Genomic DNA, 20,224 nt, shown 5'->3' on the forward strand with positions numbered 1-20,224 from the left:
ACTGGAATGATAAAAATGTTATTTTTTATATATATTAATTTCACCATAAACTATCTGCATTCCAAATACTTTTCTAAAGTTGCTCTAACAGCATTAGCTCCAGAAATCATCTCATTGAAGTAACCTTCGATTTTTTCTCCTAATCCTATAGCATATAGATCTACACCAAAAATTTCTTCATCTATCAGTATTGGTTTTAGAGTATCTCCTAATGGTTCTTTAGTGCCCAATTTTATATTAGCCACATATTTCTTTAGTTCATCTAATAACGGATCTGGACTTAACTCCATCACGCTACCATCATCACCTATTCCCATTAAATATCTGCACCATCCTGCAATAACAAGTGGAATATATTTAAGCTTCTTAGGATCTAAATCTTCTCGATCTCTGTATGCTTTGATTGTTTCTCCAAATCTTATGCCAACCTTTTGAGATGTGTCTGATGCAATTCTTTGAGGTGTATCAGGTATATATGGATTTGGAAGTCTAACTTCAACTACCTCTTTAATGAAATCTTCTGGATTTAATATCCCTGGGTTTACCACAACTGGCATGCCTTCTTCATATCCAATCTTTTCAACTAACTTCTTTAAAGCTGGATCTTTCATTTCATCTGCGATTAAATTAAAGCCAAGTAAACATCCAAAAACAGCTAATGAAGTGTGCAGCGGATTTAAACAAGTACAAACTTTCATTTTTTCGACTCTCTCAACTGTTTCCCTATTTGTCAAGAATACTCCAGCCTCTTCTAATGCCATTCGTCCATTTGGGAAATCATCTTCTATAACAAGATATTGAGGTCCTTCTGCATTTACAAAAGGTGCAATATAAGTATTCTTGTTAGTACATATAATCTCAGTGCTGTCAAAGCCGTTTGCTCCTAAAGTATCTTTAACACTTTGAGATGGTCTAGGTGTAATTTTATCTATCATACTCCAAGGGAATGATACTTTTTTATCATCATTGATATATCGTAGAAAACCTTTATCAACTAATCCATTTTCAGTCCATTTCTTTATTATTGTTTCCATTGCATCATGAAGCTTTTCACCATTTTTTGAACAATTATCCATACTTGCAAAAGCTATTGGAAGTTGTCCATTCTTATATCTCACATATGCTAAGGAAGCAGCTTTAGCAATAATACTTACAGGATGTTCTAATCCATCTGTTATATCCTCTTTAGATAGATTTTTTACGCTATAACCTTTTTCAGTTATCGTAAAACTTGCTATTTGTAATGCTGGATTTGAAAATATATCTTTCAATCTATTCCAATCTTGTCCCCTTGAATAGTCACAAGCTAGGCTTTCTCCTATGCTTCCTACAACCTTTTTCTCCAAGCTTCCATCTGGTTTCATAATTACTAGCAAACTTAAATCATCATGAGGCTCATAAATTTTATCTATTATTTCATAGTCATATCCTTCTACAGCAACAATACCCCCATTTACTTTTTTATTGTTTAAAAGTTCTTGTTGCAGCATTGCTATAAATCCTCTAAATATATTTCCTGCTCCAAAATGAACCCATGTAGGATTTTCCTTGGTTGAAGTTGACATCTTATCATGATCAAACTTTGGAAGTTCTATTCCAGCACTTTCCCATAACTCGCTGTTTTTAATACTTTCCTTGCTTAGTACTAATTTGGCATTACTCATTCCTATTTTCACCTCTTTAAAACTATTATTAATGGCATTACCAATTTTAATTATCTTTTATATCTTAGGATTAATAAATCCAATATTTTATTTTAATCTCTAATTTTGTTTATTCCTAAGCCCTATTTATTTCTTTGTAGTGTATCCCATATTCCCCATATATACATAATTCCAAGAGCTCTATCATAAAGTCCATAACCTGGTCTACACTTCTCATTCCATATATGTCTTCCATGATCTGGTCTTGCATATCCAGTAAATCCAAATTCATGGTAAGCTTTTACTATGTCACATATATCTAATGAACCATCACAAGTTCTGTGAGAAGTTTCAATAAAGTCACCATTCTCATAAATCTTTACATTTCTAATATGAGCAAAAGCGATTCTGTTTCCAAATTCTCTTATCATTGCTGGTACGTCATTATTAGGATTTGAACCTATGGCACCGCTGCAAAGAGTAAGACAGTTATATGGACTATCAACAAGCTTTAATAATCTCGCTAAGTCATTTCTACTTTTAACTATCCTTGGTAAACCAAATATTGACCAAGGTGGATCATCCGGATGAACTGCCATCTTAATATCATTGATTTCTGCTACTGGAATAATTTGCTCTAAGAAATATTTTAAATTATTCCATAAATCCTCTTCTGTTACATTTTTATATGCTTCAAAAAGCTGTGTTAAATTCTTTAATCTTTCTGGCTCCCAACCTGGCATTGTAAGATCTGGATTTGATGCTATCTTATTAACCAATTCCATTGGATCTATATCAGTAATTCTTGCCTTTTCATAGAAAAGAGCTGTTGAACCATCTTCTGCTTTTTTATACAATTCTGTTCTTAACCAATCGAATACTGGCATAAAGTTATAACAAATTACTTTTACACCAACCTTAGCTAACTTTTCTATTGTCTTTTTATAATTTTCAATGTACTTATCTCTAGTTGGAAGTCCTAATTTAATGTCCTCATGAACATTAACGCTTTCAACAACATCTAAATTAAATCCATATTTATCAGCTGATTTTTTTACTTCAAGAATTTTTTCCATAGGCCATTCATTACCAGCTGCCATATCATGAAGAGCCCAAACAATCGTTTCTACACCGGGAATCTGTTTAATTTGCTCAAGTGTTACGGTATCGTTACCTTCACCATACCATCTGAAACCCATTTTCATAATAATATACCTCCTGTCATTTTATCTAATTTGGTTTTATCGTATAGTTTTTTGTCAGCGTATAAAGAGTTTAAATTGAATGCTCTATATGGGCCTCACCTCCCTAAATTGAAAATTCATTTTGATATCAAATGATTTTATATCATCTAATTTTTAAGTGTGTTATATAACCCTAATCTTTGAAATAATTAGGATAACTTTCTCTTACTTGTGTTTTATCAAAGATGACCATATTTAAATGCTTCTTCATGAATTCTTCTGCCAACTCTGGATTTTTATTTTTTATAGCATTAAATATTTCTTTATGTTGTAGATAAATATTATCCCAACTAGAATTAACTGTTAATCTTAATACACGAATTCTTTGAAATTCGGTACTTCCATCATTAATACTATTCCATATCCTCTTTTTGCTACATCCTTCAAAAATTATCTTGTGAAATTCCTCATCTGTATTAAATAATTTTTTATAGTCGTTATTTTCTATATACATTTTTTGAAACTTTAAATTCATTTCCAAAGCTAATATATTTTCCTTTGGAAACTCCATACTGGCTTCTTTTACTACAGCTCTTTCTAAATGCTCACGTAAAAATCTTTCTTCTTCAACAGCAGATAAATCAATTAATGAAACAACTGTACCTTTTTGAGGATAAATTTGTACTAAGCCTTCTTGAGCTAAACGGACAAGAGCTTCTCTGACTGGAGTTCTGCTTACATTATATTTTTCAGAAAGTTCTTTTTCAGAAATGCTTGTACCCGGCTCAAGATATAGATTAATAATTTCTTCTCTGAGATTATGATATATAGCCTTACTTGTAGAATTTTTGCTTATTTTAAAAGTCATACTTATATTCTCTCCCATTGGTGTGCTTTACCATACTTGTATGGTAATTGTGAGTATAGTCTTGCTGTTTAAGAATCGTTTACAAAGAGTTGTATAGTAAATTTTTTCACTTGCTTTTCCATAATTGCTATGATTAAATTATAGCTATATAAATATATAAAAAATATGTTTTAATTGCTTCAAAACTTGCAAAAATTGCTGTAGTAAAACATAATGTATCTCAGTTTTATTAAAAATTACTTATATAAATAGTCTCTTTCGCAATTTAAAACGTTTAACTATTTAATAATTCAGTAAGTTTATCGCAATTTATACAATTCATCAAAGAGGTGGTATCAATGAAAAGAAAAATACACGAATTTTTCACACGCAAACATATGCTTTCCAGTGACTATGAAATCTTTCACTTCTTAAATACTGATGTACCATTTCAATACCTACACAATCATGACTTTTATGAGTTTTATCTATACCTTTCTGGAGATGTTACTTATTTAATAGAAGGAAAGTCATACAATCTAAAATCAGGTGACATCGTGTTAATTAATACAAGAGAACTACACCGGGCGGTTATTAATAGCATGAGGGCCCCCTATGAGCGTATTGTCCTCTGGATAAATAAGTCTTTTTTACGTGAATTATCAACACCTGAAACTGATCTTACCCAGTGCTTTGAAAACGTAGAGAAAACAAATGTTATAAGAGCTGATTTTCAAATTCAGCAAAACGTAAGGGCACAACTTAGCAAACTACTTGAACTTGAAAACTATAAAGGTTTAGGCAAAGATTTGTTATATAAAGCCTATATTATTGAACTTGTAATACATTTAAATAATCTTGTTTTAAGTCATAGTTCTGATTTTGACATTGATGTGACAAAGAGTAGCCTAATTGATGGAATAGTTGAATATATTAATAATCATATTAATGAAGAACTTACCATTGACGAGCTTTCTAAGGAATTTTATCTTAGCAAATTTCATTTGTCTAGAGAATTCAAAAAGTATACGGGGACTACAATCCATAAGTATATTGTGCAGAAAAAATTAATCGAAGCTAAAGAATTAATTCTTAAAAATCACCCAATAAATAGTGTTTACAAACAATCTGGATTTGGTGATTACTCAAATTTTTTTAGAGCCTTCAAGAATGAATACAACATTTCTCCTAAACAATTCTATGAACTTATGGTTGAATCTAATTTAAAGAAATAATAAATATTAGGAGTTCTATAATATATAAGTTTTATAATGAATATTTAAATAGCTTTTCTATTTAAATATGAAAATAACATATTAAAATTCATCAAATATATCTGTTTCAATAACAAAACTATGCTAAAAATTTATATGATTAGAAAATAACTGGACAAGGCATATAATATATAGAACTAATTGCAACATATTTACATCAACGAAATACATTAAGGATTTTACTTAATTTTTTAATTAATAAATTTTAAATGCACGATGTTCAAACTCATTATTAATAATTTATTACAAGAATAGTATACATAAGTACCATTCTTGTAATTTTCTATGTAGCTATATATAATTTATTTAAATGCACACCAAAACTTGTTAAAATAAAAAATTTGTAAATAATTTGAATAGGCTTTTTTGAGGTGAAAATATGAAAGCAAATGTAGAAATAGTTATTGGATTTCTTGGCTCTGGAAAAACGAGTTTTATAAATTCTATGCTAAAAAGAGAAAAATCACAAAATGGAACTATTGTTGTTATTCAAGATGAATTTGGAGACTGTGAAATACAGGATAATTTGAATAATCAAAACCAAATTGTAGTAATTAAGGTTGATAAAAATAAAGAAATTAATGAAAATTATATAACTGAAATCGTAAGTAAACATGCTCCGAATAGGATTTTTATCGAAATCAACGGTATGAAAGATTCTACTAACATAATTAATATATTTGATGCAAAAAAGATAAAGAGGATATGTAGAATTGATAACATAATAAATACTATTGATACAACAAGCTTTAATATGTATTTCAGAAATATGAAAAGTATTATTAGTACTCATATTTTTAATAGTGAAACTATAATTTTAAACAATGTAGACGAGTTAGATAAAAAAGAACTTTTAAACATACAAAAAGAAATTGAAAATATTAATGAGACTACTGATATACTAAGACATGTATGCATAACAGATGATGAAATATCAAATAAAAAAGAATATGTGAAAACTAAAAGGTGTAGTCTTCAATTCTTTAATACTTTTTTATATTCAGGTTTTGTACTATTTTTACTCATTTTTTTGATTACTATGTCAACATTAAATATTAAAATATCAAGTGCGTATTTAGATATATTCAAAAAATTTTATGATGTATTTATAAGCATATTAATTCAAGGTTTTCCCTTCATTCTTATTGGGAGTTTTGTATCTTCAATAATTCAAATTTGTATATCAAGAGATACATTTATTAAACTATTTTCAAAAAATAGTTTTTTATCTTGTGTAATTGCAGCTTTTTCAGGTTTATTATTTCCAATATGTGATTGTGGGACAATCCCTGTGGTCAAAGGGCTTATGAAAAAGAATATTCCTATATCAGCAGGAATTACTTTTATGCTTGCAGCGCCAATTGTAAATCCAATAGCAATTATTGCAACTCTATATGCTTTTCCAGGTATGGTATCTGTCGTAATTTACAGGTTAGCTGCTGGAATATTAATCTCTGTTTTAGTAGGTTTAATTATGCAGTTTACTACTAAGAAGGATGAAGAAATTTTAAAAAATAATTCTGATATAGATGTATGTGATTGCGGTTTTTGTGATGATAAACATGATTATTCAAAAAGTAAGCTACAAAAAATCAAAGCAATATTCGCTCATGCAGGAGATGAGTTTTTTAATATAGGTAAATATATGATTATTGGAACTTTTTTATCTAGTATTTTTCAAAGTATGGTATTTATAAATGGTAATATTTACATTTATAATGATAGTAGAATTTCTCTTCTGATAATGATTTTATTATCTTTTTTACTTTCAGTTTGTTCAACGTCAGATGCATTTGTTGCCAAGGGCTTTTTAAAAATATTTCCTATAAACTCTATATTGGGATTTTTAGTAGTTGGACCCATGTTAGATGTAAAAAATACAATGATGCTTTTTGGAAGCTTTAAAAAGAAATTTGTATTAAAATTAATATTTACTATTATTTTAGTATCATTTAGCATTTTGATTAACTGCAAATTGACTTGATGATATTGAAAAATAGCTCAATATATTATCATATATTTTATAGCTATTATAGATAAATTAATTGAAAGAGGTAGCATATGAAAAGAATTAGTTCAGATATAATTATTAAAATACTGATATTGCTATGTTTCGGAATATTTTACTTTAAGATAATTAAGAATAATGAAATAATAATGTATGTACATCCAAGAATTATTCCATTTGCTATTTTGGGAATGCTAGCAATGTTTGCAATCGCGATATTTCTAATTACAGACAGTCGTCGCACCAAAAAGAAGAATATCAAGTTAAGAAATTATGTAATCTTCATCATTCCCTTAGTTATGGTATTTTTCATGCAAAGTACTAGTGCAAATTCTTCAATGAAAGCTGATGATATATGTGGAAATTTTAGCGGATTATCAAGCACTAATTTAACTTATGACAATTCTAATCCTAATTCCTCAAACCAAAAGATTAACAGTGTCGAACAGGGTAAATATGATGATGATTTATATATCAAAGATAATGTTATAGAAATAGATATCAACAATTTTCTGCACTCCTTTGATGAACTCACAGAGAACGCAAATAACTATGATGGACAAGAAATAGAAATAACAGGATTTGTTTATAAAGACACAACCCTTAACGATAATGAATTCATAATAGGTAGATTTGTAATGGCATGTTGTGCAGCTGATTTACAAGTTGTAGGAATTAAATGTGATAGTAATAATCAAGAAATATACAGTAAGGATACATGGGTAAAAATAAGGGGCAAACTTAAAACTGAAACAGTTAAGTATGCAGTGAACCCAGTTATAGTAGTCGAACATATAGAAAAAGATCCTAATCCAAAAACTGAATACTTATATCCATTTTAGAAATCCTTAACTCTCTAAATTAAATATATCATAAACTGTACCATTAATGAGACTATTGAAAAATTATCTTTATATAAAAAATAGACTATGCTACTTTCATTTAGTGTTTTATTAGCACAAAGAGCTATATAAACATTAACTTAGAATTAGCATAGTCATACAATGCATAATCAAAAAAATAACAAGCCCATCTGACAATCCTGTTTTCCATTATAGAGGAAACTTGACTCGCTATGAGGTCAATCTACTTCTTCGCCTAATGAAAAATAATCATGGCATTTTGGACTTGTTATTTTCTTTCATATACCTAATAGTTATTTTATAATTTTAAATTCATATCCTTGTCCCTTTAGATACTCTATTATTTCTGGCAAGGCTTTTGCTGTTTCTTCTTTTCCGTACGTATCATGCATTAATATTATTGCTTTTTCCCTGTTTGCCACAGTTTTTATAACTTCTTGTTTTAACTGTTCTGCTTTTTTAGGCGCACCTTCTGCATCTCCAGATAACGAATTCCAATCAATTTGATGATAGTCCTTGTCATGCAATGCTTTGTCCATAGCTTCTGCTCCTGACGGATCCTTCTTATCCCAAGTCATTTGTCCTCCTGGAAATCTAACAGCTCTTGTTGAAAAATCTTGTCCTAAAATATTTTTCAAAGATTGATTTGTTTTCTCAAAATCGGACATACAATTCTCCAAATTTATTTTTCCATTTGGATATAAGTAGTTATAATCATGCGAATAAGTATGATTACCTATTGAATTACCTTCATCAAACTCTCTTTTTACTAAATCTTTGCTTCCCTGATCTTTATCTATATATTTTCCTATAAGGAAGAAAGTTGCATGTACATCTTCTTTCTTAAGAATATCTAATATCTGTGGGGTGACTGTTTCTGATGGCCCATCATCAAAAGTCAAATAAACAACTTTCTTGCCATCAGCTCCATCAGGCCTTTGTCCTTTCATTTGTTGGTTTAAATATTTTTCTACAAATGCTGAGTTTTCTACTTCTGAATTACTTTCTGATTTAAGTTCGTCACTATCCGTTTCACTTTTACTCTGATTATCACTTGATTCAGATTTTGCATTCTGGTTACCATCAAGTGCTTGTACAGTTTTTGTATTATTTGAAAATCTTTGCATTACTATGTTACCTACTGTTATAACCAATATGGAAATAATAATAAATAGAATTGTGATCTTTGCTACTTTAATGTTTTTATTTGGGTTATTCCTATTGTTATACTTCATTTTTCATCCCTCTTATGTCTTATCTATGTGTGTCTTAATAGTTTTTTATTAGATAGCAGCATATTAAGTATATGTTGCAATTGAATTCTATAATTTACCTTAATTAACTATTCGTCTTATTAGAACTTTTAAGGTTAAGTATACTATTGCAACATATATACTGAGTATTTGTAGCTAATTATTTAAAAACTCCTTGTGTAAATTCATCTAAATCAACATCATGGTTTATTCCATTAACAAATCCTGTCTCACTATATTGATGTCCAACTCTTGAAAACCATATTTTATTTGTTGGCAGGTTTTGAAATGGAGTATTATTATAATTTGCTTCCCATAAAGGATAGTTAGATAATCTGCCGTCTAGATTGCTAATGAAGCTACTATATGTGTATATACCTATATCCATATTACTCACTTTCTTGAATTCAGCTATAAATCTTAAAGCATAATCCATAACATCAAATCCCGCCGATTCTATATCTAACATTGGTTTTAAATCATTTTTTTTATCCTTTATATTATTGTAAAAATTATCAGCTTGAGTTTCTGGAGCACTTGTTCCAACTAAAAAGTGATAGAAACCTACCTTTAATCCAGCAGTCGAAGCTCCATTATAATTAGCCTGTAAATATGGATCTATGAATGTTGTACCTTCAGTTGCTTTTATGTACACTAATTGAACTCCACTTGATTTTACTGAATTAAAATTTATGTACCCATCATAATTACTAATATCTATACCATAATATTTGCTTAAAGTGTTCCCACTACTGCTTGATCCAGAAGAACTTTGACCCGAAGTGCTTCCACTACTGCTTGAACCAGAAGTATTCTGACCTGAAGTGCTTCCACTGCTACTTGATCCAGAAGTACTTTGACCCGAGGTGCTTCCACCACTACTTGATCCAGAAGAACCCTGACCTGAAGTGCTTCCACTACTACTTGATCCAGAAGAACCTTGCCCTGAAGTGCTTCCGCTACCACTTGGCCCAGACGTATTTTGACTTGAATCTTCATACCTCTTACCATCAGATCCAATCTTATACCCATCTTTAGTAGTGTTAGTAAGCATTTTCCCTGTATCTTTGTCTAAGTAATACCAAGCTCCATTAAGATAAGCCCATCCTGTTGCCATGCTTCCATCATTATTAAAGTAATACCAGCTATTATTTATAGTAATCCAGCCAGTTTCCATATCACCGTTATCAGTAAATTTGTATGTTGTACCATCTATCTTATTAATACCAGTTACCATACTTCCATCATTCTTCAAATAGTACCATTTACTATTATTCTTAATCCATCCAATATGAATTTTTCCACCCTTATCAAAGTAGTACCATTTATCATTTATTTTATTCCATCCACTATTGGTTGCCATGACTCCTGAATCTTTGAAATAGTACAAATTTGAACCATCATTCTGAATTCCAGTTGCCATAGCGCCTGAATCAGTTAAGAAATACCAATCGCCATCTAACTGTTTCCATCCCTTTACCATAGCTCCACTTTCATCCATGTAATACCAGTTACCTTTGTCTTTTACCCATCCAGTTTTCATTTTGCCGTCATCTTCATTTAAATAGTACCAATTCTTATCTGGCTTAACCCATCCAATCGCTTTTGTATGATCCGACTTGTAATAATACCAAACTCCATCCTCATTCTTCCAACCAATATTAGAGGTTATATTAGTATCACTAGTTGCAGCTTGTACATTTAATCCTGGAATTAAAATTAGTACCATTAATACAGATAATATTGTAAGTCTCTTTTTAATATTCAAAACAACCTGTCACTCCCTTTTTTATTTTTTAACTAAAATATGATTAAATTGATTACGAAATTAATTTTATGTGTCTATAAGATTCTTTCCATCTATAGCAATGCTTTCATCCCTGTAATATTGCATTACTCTCTTAACATAATCCTGAACCCCTTGTGACATCTTACATAAATCATCATCTGATAAGACTCCATCTTTTTTTACATTTTGTGGTCCAGCATTATAAGCTGCTATTGCTATTTTTACATCACCATTAAATTGGTTTAGATATTCTTTTAGTAATTTTGACCCCCCATCGATATTTTGCTCTATATCATATCCGTCAGTCATTCCAAGATATGTATAATTCTGAGGCATAATCTGCATCAATCCAGTAGCGCCTGAGCTTGACGTTGCTTTGGGATCAAAATCCGACTCTGCTTTAATTATAGCTAGTATCAATTTTGAATCTAGTCCATATTTATTTGCCGAATCATTTACCGAGTTATATATTTTTTTCATAGTATCACCTGCCCCCTTCGAGCTAGTGCTTAAAGGAATTGTATTAAATGGCTTATATCTTTTTCCATCTGATCCAATCTTATATCCATCTATGGTAGTATCCGTTAGCATTTTTCCTGAAGTAGGATCTAAATAGTAATAATCACTTCCATTTGATGTAACCCATCCTGTTGCCATTGATCCATTATCATTTAGGTAATACCATGCTCCATCAAGATTTATCCAACCTGTCGCAACACTTCTATCAGTATTGAAATAATACCAGTTATTGTTCACATTAACCCATCCAAATTCCATCTCGCCAGTATCACTAAATACATATGTTGTATTGCCTATTTTATCAGTACCAGTCACCATACTTCCATCATCGTTTGAGTAATACCACTTATCATTATTCTCAATCCATCCAGTATGTATTTTTCCATCTTTATCAAAATAGTACCATTTATCATTTATCTTAGTCCATCCAGTATTTGTAGCCATAACCCCTGAATCTTTGAAATAATACAAATTAGAATTATCCTGCTGAATCCCAGTTGCCCTAGCACCAGAATCAGTTAAAAAATACCAGTCCCCATTTAACTGTTTCCATCCTTTTACCATGATCCCAGTTTCATCCATATAGTACCAGTTTCCTTTATCCTCTAACCATCCAGTTGTCATTTTACCACTATCTTCATCTAAATGATACCAGCTATTATCCGGTTTAATCCATCCAATTGCTTTTGTGTTGTCAGACTTATAATAATACCAAGAGCCATTTTCGTCTTTCCAACCGATGCTTGATGATATATTTGTATCAGTAACATCTGCTTGTACATTTAATGTTGGAATAAAGCTTAGTGCAATTAATGCTGATAAAACTGCAAGCCTATTTTTAATATTCAAAGTAACCCATCACTTCCTTTTAACTTATTATTAATAAAAAATGTTATTAGACTAAATAACTAATACTGATTTTAAAAAGCTAAATTTCCTATTTAAAATTTATCACTAAAAATCAGTATTAATTATGTGTTTTATAGTTTTTTAATGTTCTTTATTATTTTTAAAGTAATTCTTTTCAATAATGGCTTCTGAAACTTTGAATTCATCTTTTAGATGCTTTACTTCTTTTTCATCTTTTGGGTTTCCTACAATTTGACCTTCATTTAAAATTGTAGCATCTCTATTCGTATTTACTAATACTCTTCCTATTGAATTATTCTCAAATTCACTTCTATCCTCACCAAGCAAGTATAATATTGTCGGTTTAAAATCTGTTTGCCCACCAGCTGTTGATATAACTTCTGGTTTTGAGTTCTTTGAGTAAATAATATAAGGAATCTTTCTTTGATTATCCTTCCACCAGTCTCCATCTAAAGGTGCATTTTCCATATCTTGTTCATAAAACTTATGAACACCGCAATGGTCACCGTAAATCATAACTACCGTATTATCCAATAAACCTTCCTTATCTAATTCTGCTATAAACTTTCCGATAGCCTCATCAGTATATCTTACAGATTGAAAATATTTTCCTAACATATTATCATCAAGTTCCTTAGGTAGGTTTAAATATTTTTTATCTTCTGGGATCTCAAAAGGGCCGTGACTTGTCAACGTAGTCATAAATGCATAATAAGGTTGTTTTTCATCTTTTAACTTTTGAGCTACTTGCTTTAAATATGATTCATCTGAAAGTCCCAAGCCTATAATTTCATCTTGATTAAACTTTCCTACATCTAATATTTGATCTGCCCCATAGCTTTTATGCATTTCTGTCCAATTCCAATTTCCAGGTGGTTCTGCATGAGTAGAAAGTGTAGAATATCCTTTACCTTCTAAAATATTTTGAAGTGTATTATATTGACTCCAAGGATAAGAATATACTGTAGTGCCTTCTCTTATAGGAAGTACTGATGCATTAACCATCAAATCACAATCTGAACTTGTTCCCGAATTATTTTGTTCACGTATATTATTAAAATACAAGCTATTTGACAATAACTTATTTAAATTTGGTGTTATTTCTTTTCCATACACTTTTTGATTAATGACAAAGTTCTCCAGAGACTCCACCTGTAGTGCAATTACATTTTTCCCTTTAAACACTCCCTTGTAACTATTATCAGGTAAATCTTCTTTATTAGCACTAAACCAATCTTCTATTTCTTTTTTATCTTCATCTGTTAAAGTCTTATTTTTATTTTTATAGAACTCAATATCAAAACCATGATATCCAAGTGGGCTCATATCTCCAAAAGTCTGAAATGGCGCCCAAGACAATCTAAATACATTTTTCCCTTGATCCATTTGTTTAACATCTACTGTGTAATAACCAAGCCATATAACAAGTGCACTTGCGATAAATACATACATTGTCTTTGCTACCCTAAAATATGCTTGACTTTCATTTGCTTCTTTAACTTTAATAAACTTATGTATTAAGAAGAGCATTATAAAGTCAATACTAAATACTAAATCCACTATTCTAAAATTAAATAAATATTTGCCTTCCGGATTAAATATCTCAGTATGCATTAAATGTCTTATAGATAAAAAAGTTTCATTTGAACGATAATACCAGATATCTGCAACAAAAAGGATTGTCACTAAAATATCTATTATTAAGGCAGCACTAAGCCTCCCCCTTTCTTTAAAAAGAAATATTGGACTGCATATCAATACTATTATTGCAATATGCACCCAAAGTACTGGACTATCAAAATAAGCACTTCCTAAACTTATACTTGATGAGTCTGGTGTCCTTAGCATAGATAATAGCAATGTTGATTTAGCTTGTAACATTGCTACCATAAATATAAATAACCAATTTTTTCGAACTAAATTTTTCATTCTTTCTTTTGTTTCCATTTTCATTCTCCATTAATATCCATTTTTCTTCCTACATTATAACTCAAACTTTATCTTTTACCAATATAATTTTATTAAAAGATAATTACAATATTTTAATATAAATATGAATCTCAATTAAATTATAAATCATTACTACTAATTATCATAAGTTTAAAATTACTTATTATTATTAAATATTTGATAATTTCCTTAATTTATCGACGCTTAAGGGCTTAATTAATCAAAGTTTATCTTAAAATATCAAGTAATGCGATTAAATAGCTTTATAATTAATAAATTACACTAGAACCTATATAATATCAACCCGGAATCATTTACATATTAAGATAAAAAAAGGATAAAAGCTACTTGTGCAAATTCCTAATTTACATCAAAATTGCATACTTTTATCCAAAATAAAACTTATAATTTAAATAAACTACATTAATATATCAAACATGTCCCTTCTTTTTTTATATTCCTAATACTCCACAATTAAAATTTCTCCATTGAAATAAATTTAGTTTTTCGATGATTGGAACAAAGAACTCTTCTATTCATCTTTTAGGCATCCATAGATTTCATCTAAATTGTATCTCATTGATTCCAAATAGCTCTTATCATCTTCTTTAGATTCTAATGTTAATATTGGTACTACTTTTGCACCTACTTCTTTTGCTAAAGTTTCTGAAACCTTAGGACTTGCAAGTGATTCTGAAAAAACAGTTTTTATATTACTTTCTTTACAAAAGCTAACCAAGTCTTCTAATTGTTTGGGTGTCGGTTCACCTTCAGCAAATAAATTTTCTACTGATTTCTGTGTTAACCCAAAATCCCTACATAAGTATCCAAAAGCAGCATGTCCTGTTATAAAGTTCTTTTTATTTAATGCTTCAAATTTAGGTTTGTATTCACCATATAGATTTTCTAATTCACCTTTGAATTTGCTGTAGTTTCCCTCGTAATAATCCTTATTCTTCTCATCCAATTTCACAAGAGTATTTTTTATATTTTCAGATTGTATTTCTGCATTTTTTAAACTTAACCAGCTATGAGGATCAATAGCATCTTCTTCTTTTCTAGCTTCTACACCTGTACTCGAATCTACAACAGGTATATTTTTATCTTTAATTACATCATTAACCTTATCTATCCAACTTTCCATTCCAAGTCCATTATAGATAAACGCATCACTTTTAGTTAATCCTTCAAGGTCTTGAGCCTTCGGATCATATTCATGGGGTTCCACGTTATTTGGAATTAAGCAAGTAACATCTGCCTTATCTCCAGCTATTTCTTCTGTAAACTCTTTTAATGGATAAATTGAAACTGTAATTTTTAATTTATCATCTTTTGTGTCTTTCGTATTTTCAGTCGTAGTTTTTGTATTAGCTCCGCAACCTATTAGCATAACACCAGTTAGTAGCGCTAAAATTCCTGAAATAATTTTCTTTTTCATATCTGCACCTCCACATGCATACGATTTGCATTTGCATTTAATAATATTACGCTTAACATTTAAATATGTCAATAATATCTAAAATCTGATATTAGTTATTATTCTTTATAAATCTTGCTACATTTCATATATGGTACTAGTTATTACATTTTTCATTATAAAAAAATTTATCCCTCTAAAATCAATATCAGGCCTTTCTTTCTAATTACCGTAATATGTTTTATAAAAAAATTGAGCATAATACTTTTATTAAATGTTTCGTTAGAAACCACAATAAAAGTATTATGCTCATTTCAGTAATTCTATATTTAAATATAGTTTATATTAAAGTTCTTCTCCATTACTTTCTATTACTTTCTTATACCAATAAAAACTCTTTTTTCTTGATCTACTTAAGTCTCCATTTCCATCATTATCTTTATTAACATAAATAAATCCATATCTTTTTTTCATTTCTCCAGTTGATGCACTAACTAAATCAATACATCCCCAAGGAGTATATCCTATTAATTCAACTCCATCATTAACAGCTTCCTTCATCTCTTCAATATGTGCTTTTAAATAGTCAATTCTATATCCATCATTAATTGATCCATCTTCTTCAACTTTATCCACAGCACCTAAACCATTTTCCACAACCATTAAAGGAATTTGATATCTATTATAAATATTATTTAATGTCCATCTTAATCCTTTAGGGTCAATTTGCCATCCCCAATCACTTGCTTTAAGATATGGATTCTTTACACCTCCAAGTATATTTCCAGATGTTCTTTCTAATTCTGGATCTGTGCTTGAACAGTTTGACATATAATAACTAAATGTATAGAAATCTACACAACCTTCCTTTAGAATTTGCTCATCATTTTCTTCCATCTTTATTTCTATATTATTCTCTCTAAAAAATCTCTTTGCAAAACCAGGATAAGCTCCTCTTACTTGAACATCAGAACATAAAAAATTATTCAAATTATCTCTTTCCTGAGCTAAAAGTACATCTTTCGGATTACATGTATAAGGATATGTTGTCATATATGCAATCATACATCCTACCTTGAAATCTTTATTAATTTCGTGTGCCAGTTTAACAACTTTTGCGCTTGCAATGAATTGGTGATGAAGAGCTTGAAATCTTATTTGTCTACTATCATCAATCTCTTTATTAAATTCAAGTTCACCACCTTTATCCAATAAAATTCCGCCACCCATAAATGTACCAAATGGCATTGTTAAACAATTTATTTCATTGAATGTGAGCCAATATTTTACGACATCCTTATATCTATTAAATATTGTGTTGCAGTATCTAACATAACAATCAATAATTTCTCTACTTGCCCACCCATTATACTTTTTAGTTAAACCAAAAGGTGTTTCATAGTGAGATATTGTAACTAATGGCTCAATGTTGTATTTTTTTAATTCTGCAAAAACATTATCATAGAATTTTAAGCCTTCTTCATTGGGTTCTAACTCATCACCATTCGGAAAAATTCTAGTCCAGTTTATTGACATTCTAAAAGTTTTAAATCCCATTTCAGCAAATAACTTAATATCTTCCTTATAATGATGATAAAAATCTATTGCTTCATGACTTGGATAATATGTTCCCTCTTCTAATTCTGGAGTTATTCTTCTTGGCGTAGTATGCGTGCCACCTGTCATAACATCTGACGTGCTAAGACCTTTTCCGCCTTCTCTATACCCACCTTCAAATTGGTTTGCCGCTGTTGCTCCTCCCCATAAGAAATCTTTTGGTAATCCTTGAAATTTATTATTTAGCATTTTTATACCCACTTTCTTCAATTTACAGTTTTCAATTTTAAAATTTTATAAACAGCTTTAGCCACTCCAGAATTATAATTTGCATCTGTTATATATTTTGCTATTTCTTTTATCTCAGGGATTGCATTTTCCATAGCAAAAGATATAGGAAATTCAGTAAACATTGAATAATCGTTAAACCCATCTTCAATTACAACAACTTCCTCTTTTTTTACTCTTTTTTTATCTGAAATCTTAGATAATATAATTCCTTTTTGAGCTTCTATGTTATTTATTTCTAAATTAATTGCAATACTTGATGCAATTGCAAGCCCATCTATGGTTTTAAGCTCTTCCTTTAATTTAAAAATCTTATCTGCACATTCACCATAAGACTCAATTTTTCCTATTTTAATATTTCTACTTAAAAATTCATCTATATTATCAATATACTTTAAAATTACAAAATGCTGTTCTTCTTTTGCCATCTTAAGGATTTCGTCATGATTTGTAACTTCTGGATGAAAATATTGGACCCTAAGCACACTTCCTTTTAAAGATTCTTCTTTAGTATTAATAGTATATAATCCTTTATCCGTGTATATCTCCACATTAAGACCATCTCTTTTTATTATCTCTAAAATGTCCTTAAGCTTACTTTTGTCCATATAAATTCCTTCTAATATATTTCCGTCTTTATCCCTATATTCTGCACCATTTAATACTATACATTCACACTTTAAATTATATCTATCAAGAAATGGTTTAATATCTTCATACATTCTTCCACTAGCAATTACGAACTTTACTCCCATTTCTTCTGCTTTTCTTATAGCCTTTAAATTTTCTTCGGGTATATCATTATTTTTTCCAAGTAATGTTCCATCCATATCTGATACAATAAATTTTATCATATTTTTCTACTCCCTAATAATAACAATCTATTGCTTGATGACTTGGATAATAGGTTCCGCCTTCTAATTCTAGATATCCACCTTCTAATTGGTTCGCAGTTATTGCTCCTCCATATAAGAAATCATTTAGCAATCCTTGAAATTTATTATTCAACATTCTTTGTTCTCCTGATTTTGCAAAGTTTACTACTTATTTTTCTCTAGTTTTTCTATTCTTTCAGCAAATTGTGGTAAGTGTTTTTTATGTGCAAGTAACATTTCATCTAATAAATCTTTAGCAATTTGTCCACTTGGAACTAATGGATTTATTGTAAATGCATGAAGAGCTTTGTTGTAGTTTCCTGTAACCGCTGCTGAAATTGTTGTTTCTTCCATTCCCTTCATTATTTGAACCATACCTCTTGGCGCTGGATCAAACTTTCCAAAGTTAATAGGTTCTGGTCCATGAGACGTGATTGTACTTGAAACTTCTACGATAGAGTCATATGGAAGATCCTCTAATGCGCCATTATTCTTTGTGCTAACTACCATAGTTGTTCTCTTATTATTGTAGATTGAAGCAATTAATTCACAAGCAGCATCACTGTAGTGAGTTCCACCTCTCTTAGTTAATTGTTCTGGTTTATAGTCAAGCTTTGGATCTTTATATAGTTCAAACAATTCTGCCTCTGTTCTTTTTACAACCTCCGCTCTAGTTTCACCTTTTGAGTAACTTTCAAGTTCCTCTTTCAACATATCATCTGTAATATAATAATATCTGTGATAAGGACAAGGCAATATTCCCAAGTCTTTAATTTGCTCATAATTAAACTTGATATCTTTAATATTGGCAACTCCTGCATCTTTCTTTTCTTCTGCTAATAATGGGTTATACAATTTTTCAATTACTTCTGCAGTTCTTTCATTTCCTTCTTTATCCCATACTCTATGCCAGTGAAAGTGGTTTAACCCTGCAAACTTAAAGAATAATTCACTTGAAGGAACTCCAAGCATCTTTGCATCATCTTCTATACAGTTGATTGGAACATTACATAGTCCAACAGTTCTGTCCCATCCGCCATATTTTATAGCTGCTTCAGTCACCATTCCTGATGGATTTGTGAAGTTAACAAGCCATGCATTAGGGCATAACTCTCTCATATCGTCTATTATGTCTAATATTACTGGAATTGTTCTAAATGCTTTAAACATACCACCAGCACCGTTAGTCTCTTGTCCAATTATTCCATGGCTTAAAGGAATTCTTTCATCCTTTATTCTTGCATCTAAAAGTCCTACTCTAAATTGAGTTGACACAAAATCCGCATCCTTAAGGGCCTCTCTCCTATCTAAAGTTAAATTAACTTTCCAATCCAACCCTGCTGCCTTAACCATTCTTTGAGCCATTGCTCCAACTATTTCTAACTTCTCTTTTCCATCTTCAATATCTACAAGCCATATTTCTTTAATAGGCAGTTCATCTTTCCTTTTTATAAACCCTTCAATTAATTCAGGAGTGTAACTTGATCCTCCACCAATAGTAACTATTTTGATTTTTTCTTTTTTCATTAATTATTTCCTCCCTTAATCTCGCCTCAGGCAAATTTTAAATTTAGGATATTTTCCTAATCTGAAAATTCCTTGGATATAAAATACAAGAGCTACTTTTTTATAAAATACATATAAGTAATCCTTTACCTAAAAGATATCACACCCAAAAATAAAATACCTTATTTTTTCGGATTTAGTGACACATGCTACTATTTAGTTATTTGTTTTTTTATAAAACAGTTTGTTTCATAATATAGCTAGTCTAACTACTTACTAGGAATCAATAAGCAAAATGATGGGAATATTATACCTAAACAAATTTCAGTAATATTTAATATAAAACATAAAATTAATAGATAATAAGAGTTATAATGAATT

At 29.9% G+C, this 20,224-nt stretch carries 15 protein-coding genes; 3 read left to right on the forward strand and 12 right to left on the reverse strand.

Features of this window, described 5'->3' with window-relative positions:
* Window positions 1-50: 50 nt before the first annotated feature.
* The 3 genes from T483_RS0100410 to T483_RS0100420 form a co-directional block, all read right to left on the reverse strand.
* Window positions 51-1,664 (reverse strand): mannitol dehydrogenase family protein, encoded by a 1,614-nt coding sequence (locus tag T483_RS0100410; protein ID WP_026885023.1) that lies wholly within the window; start codon window positions 1,662-1,664, stop codon window positions 51-53.
* A 122-nt stretch (window positions 1,665-1,786) separates the two neighbouring features.
* Window positions 1,787-2,848 carry a mannonate dehydratase gene (gene uxuA / locus T483_RS0100415; RefSeq protein ID WP_026885024.1) on the reverse strand — a complete coding sequence of 354 codons (1,062 nt, stop codon included), beginning with the start codon at window positions 2,846-2,848 and terminating at the stop codon, window positions 1,787-1,789.
* Window positions 2,849-3,020: 172 nt separating this feature from the next.
* Window positions 3,021-3,695, reverse strand: coding sequence for a GntR family transcriptional regulator (locus T483_RS0100420; protein ID WP_026885025.1), 675 nt, complete (start codon window positions 3,693-3,695; stop codon window positions 3,021-3,023).
* Window positions 3,696-4,033: 338 nt separating this feature from the next.
* Between T483_RS0100420 and T483_RS0100425 the strand changes: the two genes are divergently transcribed.
* The 3 genes from T483_RS0100425 (at window position 4,034) to T483_RS0100435 (ending at window position 7,798) form a co-directional block, all read left to right on the forward strand.
* Window positions 4,034-4,909, forward strand: coding sequence for an AraC family transcriptional regulator (locus T483_RS0100425; RefSeq protein ID WP_026885026.1), 876 nt, complete (start codon window positions 4,034-4,036; stop codon window positions 4,907-4,909).
* A gap of 418 nt (window positions 4,910-5,327) precedes the next feature.
* The gene (locus tag T483_RS0100430) at window positions 5,328-6,932 is read left to right on the forward strand and encodes a permease (RefSeq protein WP_026885027.1); all 1,605 of its coding nucleotides are present in this window, start codon (window positions 5,328-5,330) and stop codon (window positions 6,930-6,932) included.
* 77 nt (window positions 6,933-7,009) lie between these two features.
* Window positions 7,010-7,798 carry a TIGR03943 family putative permease subunit gene (locus T483_RS0100435; RefSeq protein WP_026885028.1) on the forward strand — a complete coding sequence of 263 codons (789 nt, stop codon included), beginning with the start codon at window positions 7,010-7,012 and terminating at the stop codon, window positions 7,796-7,798.
* Between the two features lie 314 nt (window positions 7,799-8,112).
* On the opposite strand, the gene T483_RS0100440 is transcribed toward T483_RS0100435, so the two are convergent.
* The 9 genes from T483_RS0100440 to T483_RS0100480 all read right to left on the reverse strand — a co-directional run bounded on the left by T483_RS0100440 (window position 8,113) and on the right by T483_RS0100480 (window position 19,864).
* On the reverse strand, window positions 8,113-9,054 hold the full coding sequence (locus tag T483_RS0100440) for a polysaccharide deacetylase family protein (RefSeq protein WP_026885029.1): 942 nt from the start codon (window positions 9,052-9,054) through the stop codon (window positions 8,113-8,115).
* A gap of 178 nt (window positions 9,055-9,232) precedes the next feature.
* On the reverse strand, window positions 9,233-10,840 hold the full coding sequence (locus T483_RS0100445) for a GH25 family lysozyme (protein WP_026885030.1): 1,608 nt from the start codon (window positions 10,838-10,840) through the stop codon (window positions 9,233-9,235).
* 66 nt (window positions 10,841-10,906) lie between these two features.
* The gene (locus T483_RS0100450) at window positions 10,907-12,229 is read right to left on the reverse strand and encodes a transglycosylase SLT domain-containing protein (protein WP_026885031.1); all 1,323 of its coding nucleotides are present in this window, start codon (window positions 12,227-12,229) and stop codon (window positions 10,907-10,909) included.
* 141 nt (window positions 12,230-12,370) lie between these two features.
* Window positions 12,371-14,197 (reverse strand): LTA synthase family protein, encoded by a 1,827-nt coding sequence (locus T483_RS0100455; RefSeq protein ID WP_026885032.1) that lies wholly within the window; start codon window positions 14,195-14,197, stop codon window positions 12,371-12,373.
* Between the two features lie 535 nt (window positions 14,198-14,732).
* A complete protein-coding gene (locus tag T483_RS0100460) occupies window positions 14,733-15,638 on the reverse strand; it encodes a metal ABC transporter solute-binding protein, Zn/Mn family (protein ID WP_026885033.1) in 906 nt (301 codons plus the stop codon).
* Window positions 15,639-15,962: 324 nt separating this feature from the next.
* A complete protein-coding gene (locus T483_RS0100465; RefSeq protein WP_026885034.1) occupies window positions 15,963-17,423 on the reverse strand; it encodes a glycoside hydrolase family 1 protein in 1,461 nt (486 codons plus the stop codon).
* A gap of 17 nt (window positions 17,424-17,440) precedes the next feature.
* On the reverse strand, window positions 17,441-18,316 hold the full coding sequence (locus T483_RS0100470) for a Cof-type HAD-IIB family hydrolase (protein WP_026885035.1): 876 nt from the start codon (window positions 18,314-18,316) through the stop codon (window positions 17,441-17,443).
* A 13-nt stretch (window positions 18,317-18,329) separates the two neighbouring features.
* A complete protein-coding gene (locus tag T483_RS30845; protein WP_155268440.1) occupies window positions 18,330-18,473 on the reverse strand; it encodes a hypothetical protein in 144 nt (47 codons plus the stop codon).
* 29 nt (window positions 18,474-18,502) lie between these two features.
* On the reverse strand, window positions 18,503-19,864 hold the full coding sequence (locus T483_RS0100480) for a 6-phospho-beta-glucosidase (protein WP_026885036.1): 1,362 nt from the start codon (window positions 19,862-19,864) through the stop codon (window positions 18,503-18,505).
* Window positions 19,865-20,224: the final 360 nt, after the last annotated feature.

Origin of the sequence: Clostridium beijerinckii HUN142 (assembly GCF_000621745.1) — a bacterium.
Lineage (GTDB): Bacteria > Bacillota > Clostridia > Clostridiales > Clostridiaceae > Clostridium > Clostridium beijerinckii_A.

Bases quoted from the DNA above. Each gene is read 5' to 3' on its own strand.
- T483_RS0100410 (WP_026885023.1), bottom strand. From the start codon at position 1,664: ATGAGTAATGCCAAATTAGTACTAAGCAAGGAAAGTATTAAAAACAGC.
- uxuA (WP_026885024.1), bottom strand. From the start codon at position 2,848: ATGAAAATGGGTTTCAGATGGTATGGTGAAGGTAACGATACCGTAACA.
- T483_RS0100420 (WP_026885025.1), bottom strand. From the start codon at position 3,695: ATGACTTTTAAAATAAGCAAAAATTCTACAAGTAAGGCTATATATCAT.
- T483_RS0100425 (WP_026885026.1), top strand. From the start codon at position 4,034: ATGAAAAGAAAAATACACGAATTTTTCACACGCAAACATATGCTTTCC.
- T483_RS0100430 (WP_026885027.1), top strand. From the start codon at position 5,328: ATGAAAGCAAATGTAGAAATAGTTATTGGATTTCTTGGCTCTGGAAAA.
- T483_RS0100435 (WP_026885028.1), top strand. From the start codon at position 7,010: ATGAAAAGAATTAGTTCAGATATAATTATTAAAATACTGATATTGCTA.
- T483_RS0100440 (WP_026885029.1), bottom strand. From the start codon at position 9,054: ATGAAGTATAACAATAGGAATAACCCAAATAAAAACATTAAAGTAGCA.
- T483_RS0100455 (WP_026885032.1), bottom strand. From the start codon at position 14,197: ATGGAAACAAAAGAAAGAATGAAAAATTTAGTTCGAAAAAATTGGTTA.
- T483_RS0100460 (WP_026885033.1), bottom strand. From the start codon at position 15,638: ATGAAAAAGAAAATTATTTCAGGAATTTTAGCGCTACTAACTGGTGTT.
- T483_RS0100465 (WP_026885034.1), bottom strand. From the start codon at position 17,423: ATGCTAAATAATAAATTTCAAGGATTACCAAAAGATTTCTTATGGGGA.
- T483_RS0100470 (WP_026885035.1), bottom strand. From the start codon at position 18,316: ATGATAAAATTTATTGTATCAGATATGGATGGAACATTACTTGGAAAA.
- T483_RS30845 (WP_155268440.1), bottom strand. From the start codon at position 18,473: ATGTTGAATAATAAATTTCAAGGATTGCTAAATGATTTCTTATATGGA.
- T483_RS0100480 (WP_026885036.1), bottom strand. From the start codon at position 19,864: ATGAAAAAAGAAAAAATCAAAATAGTTACTATTGGTGGAGGATCAAGT.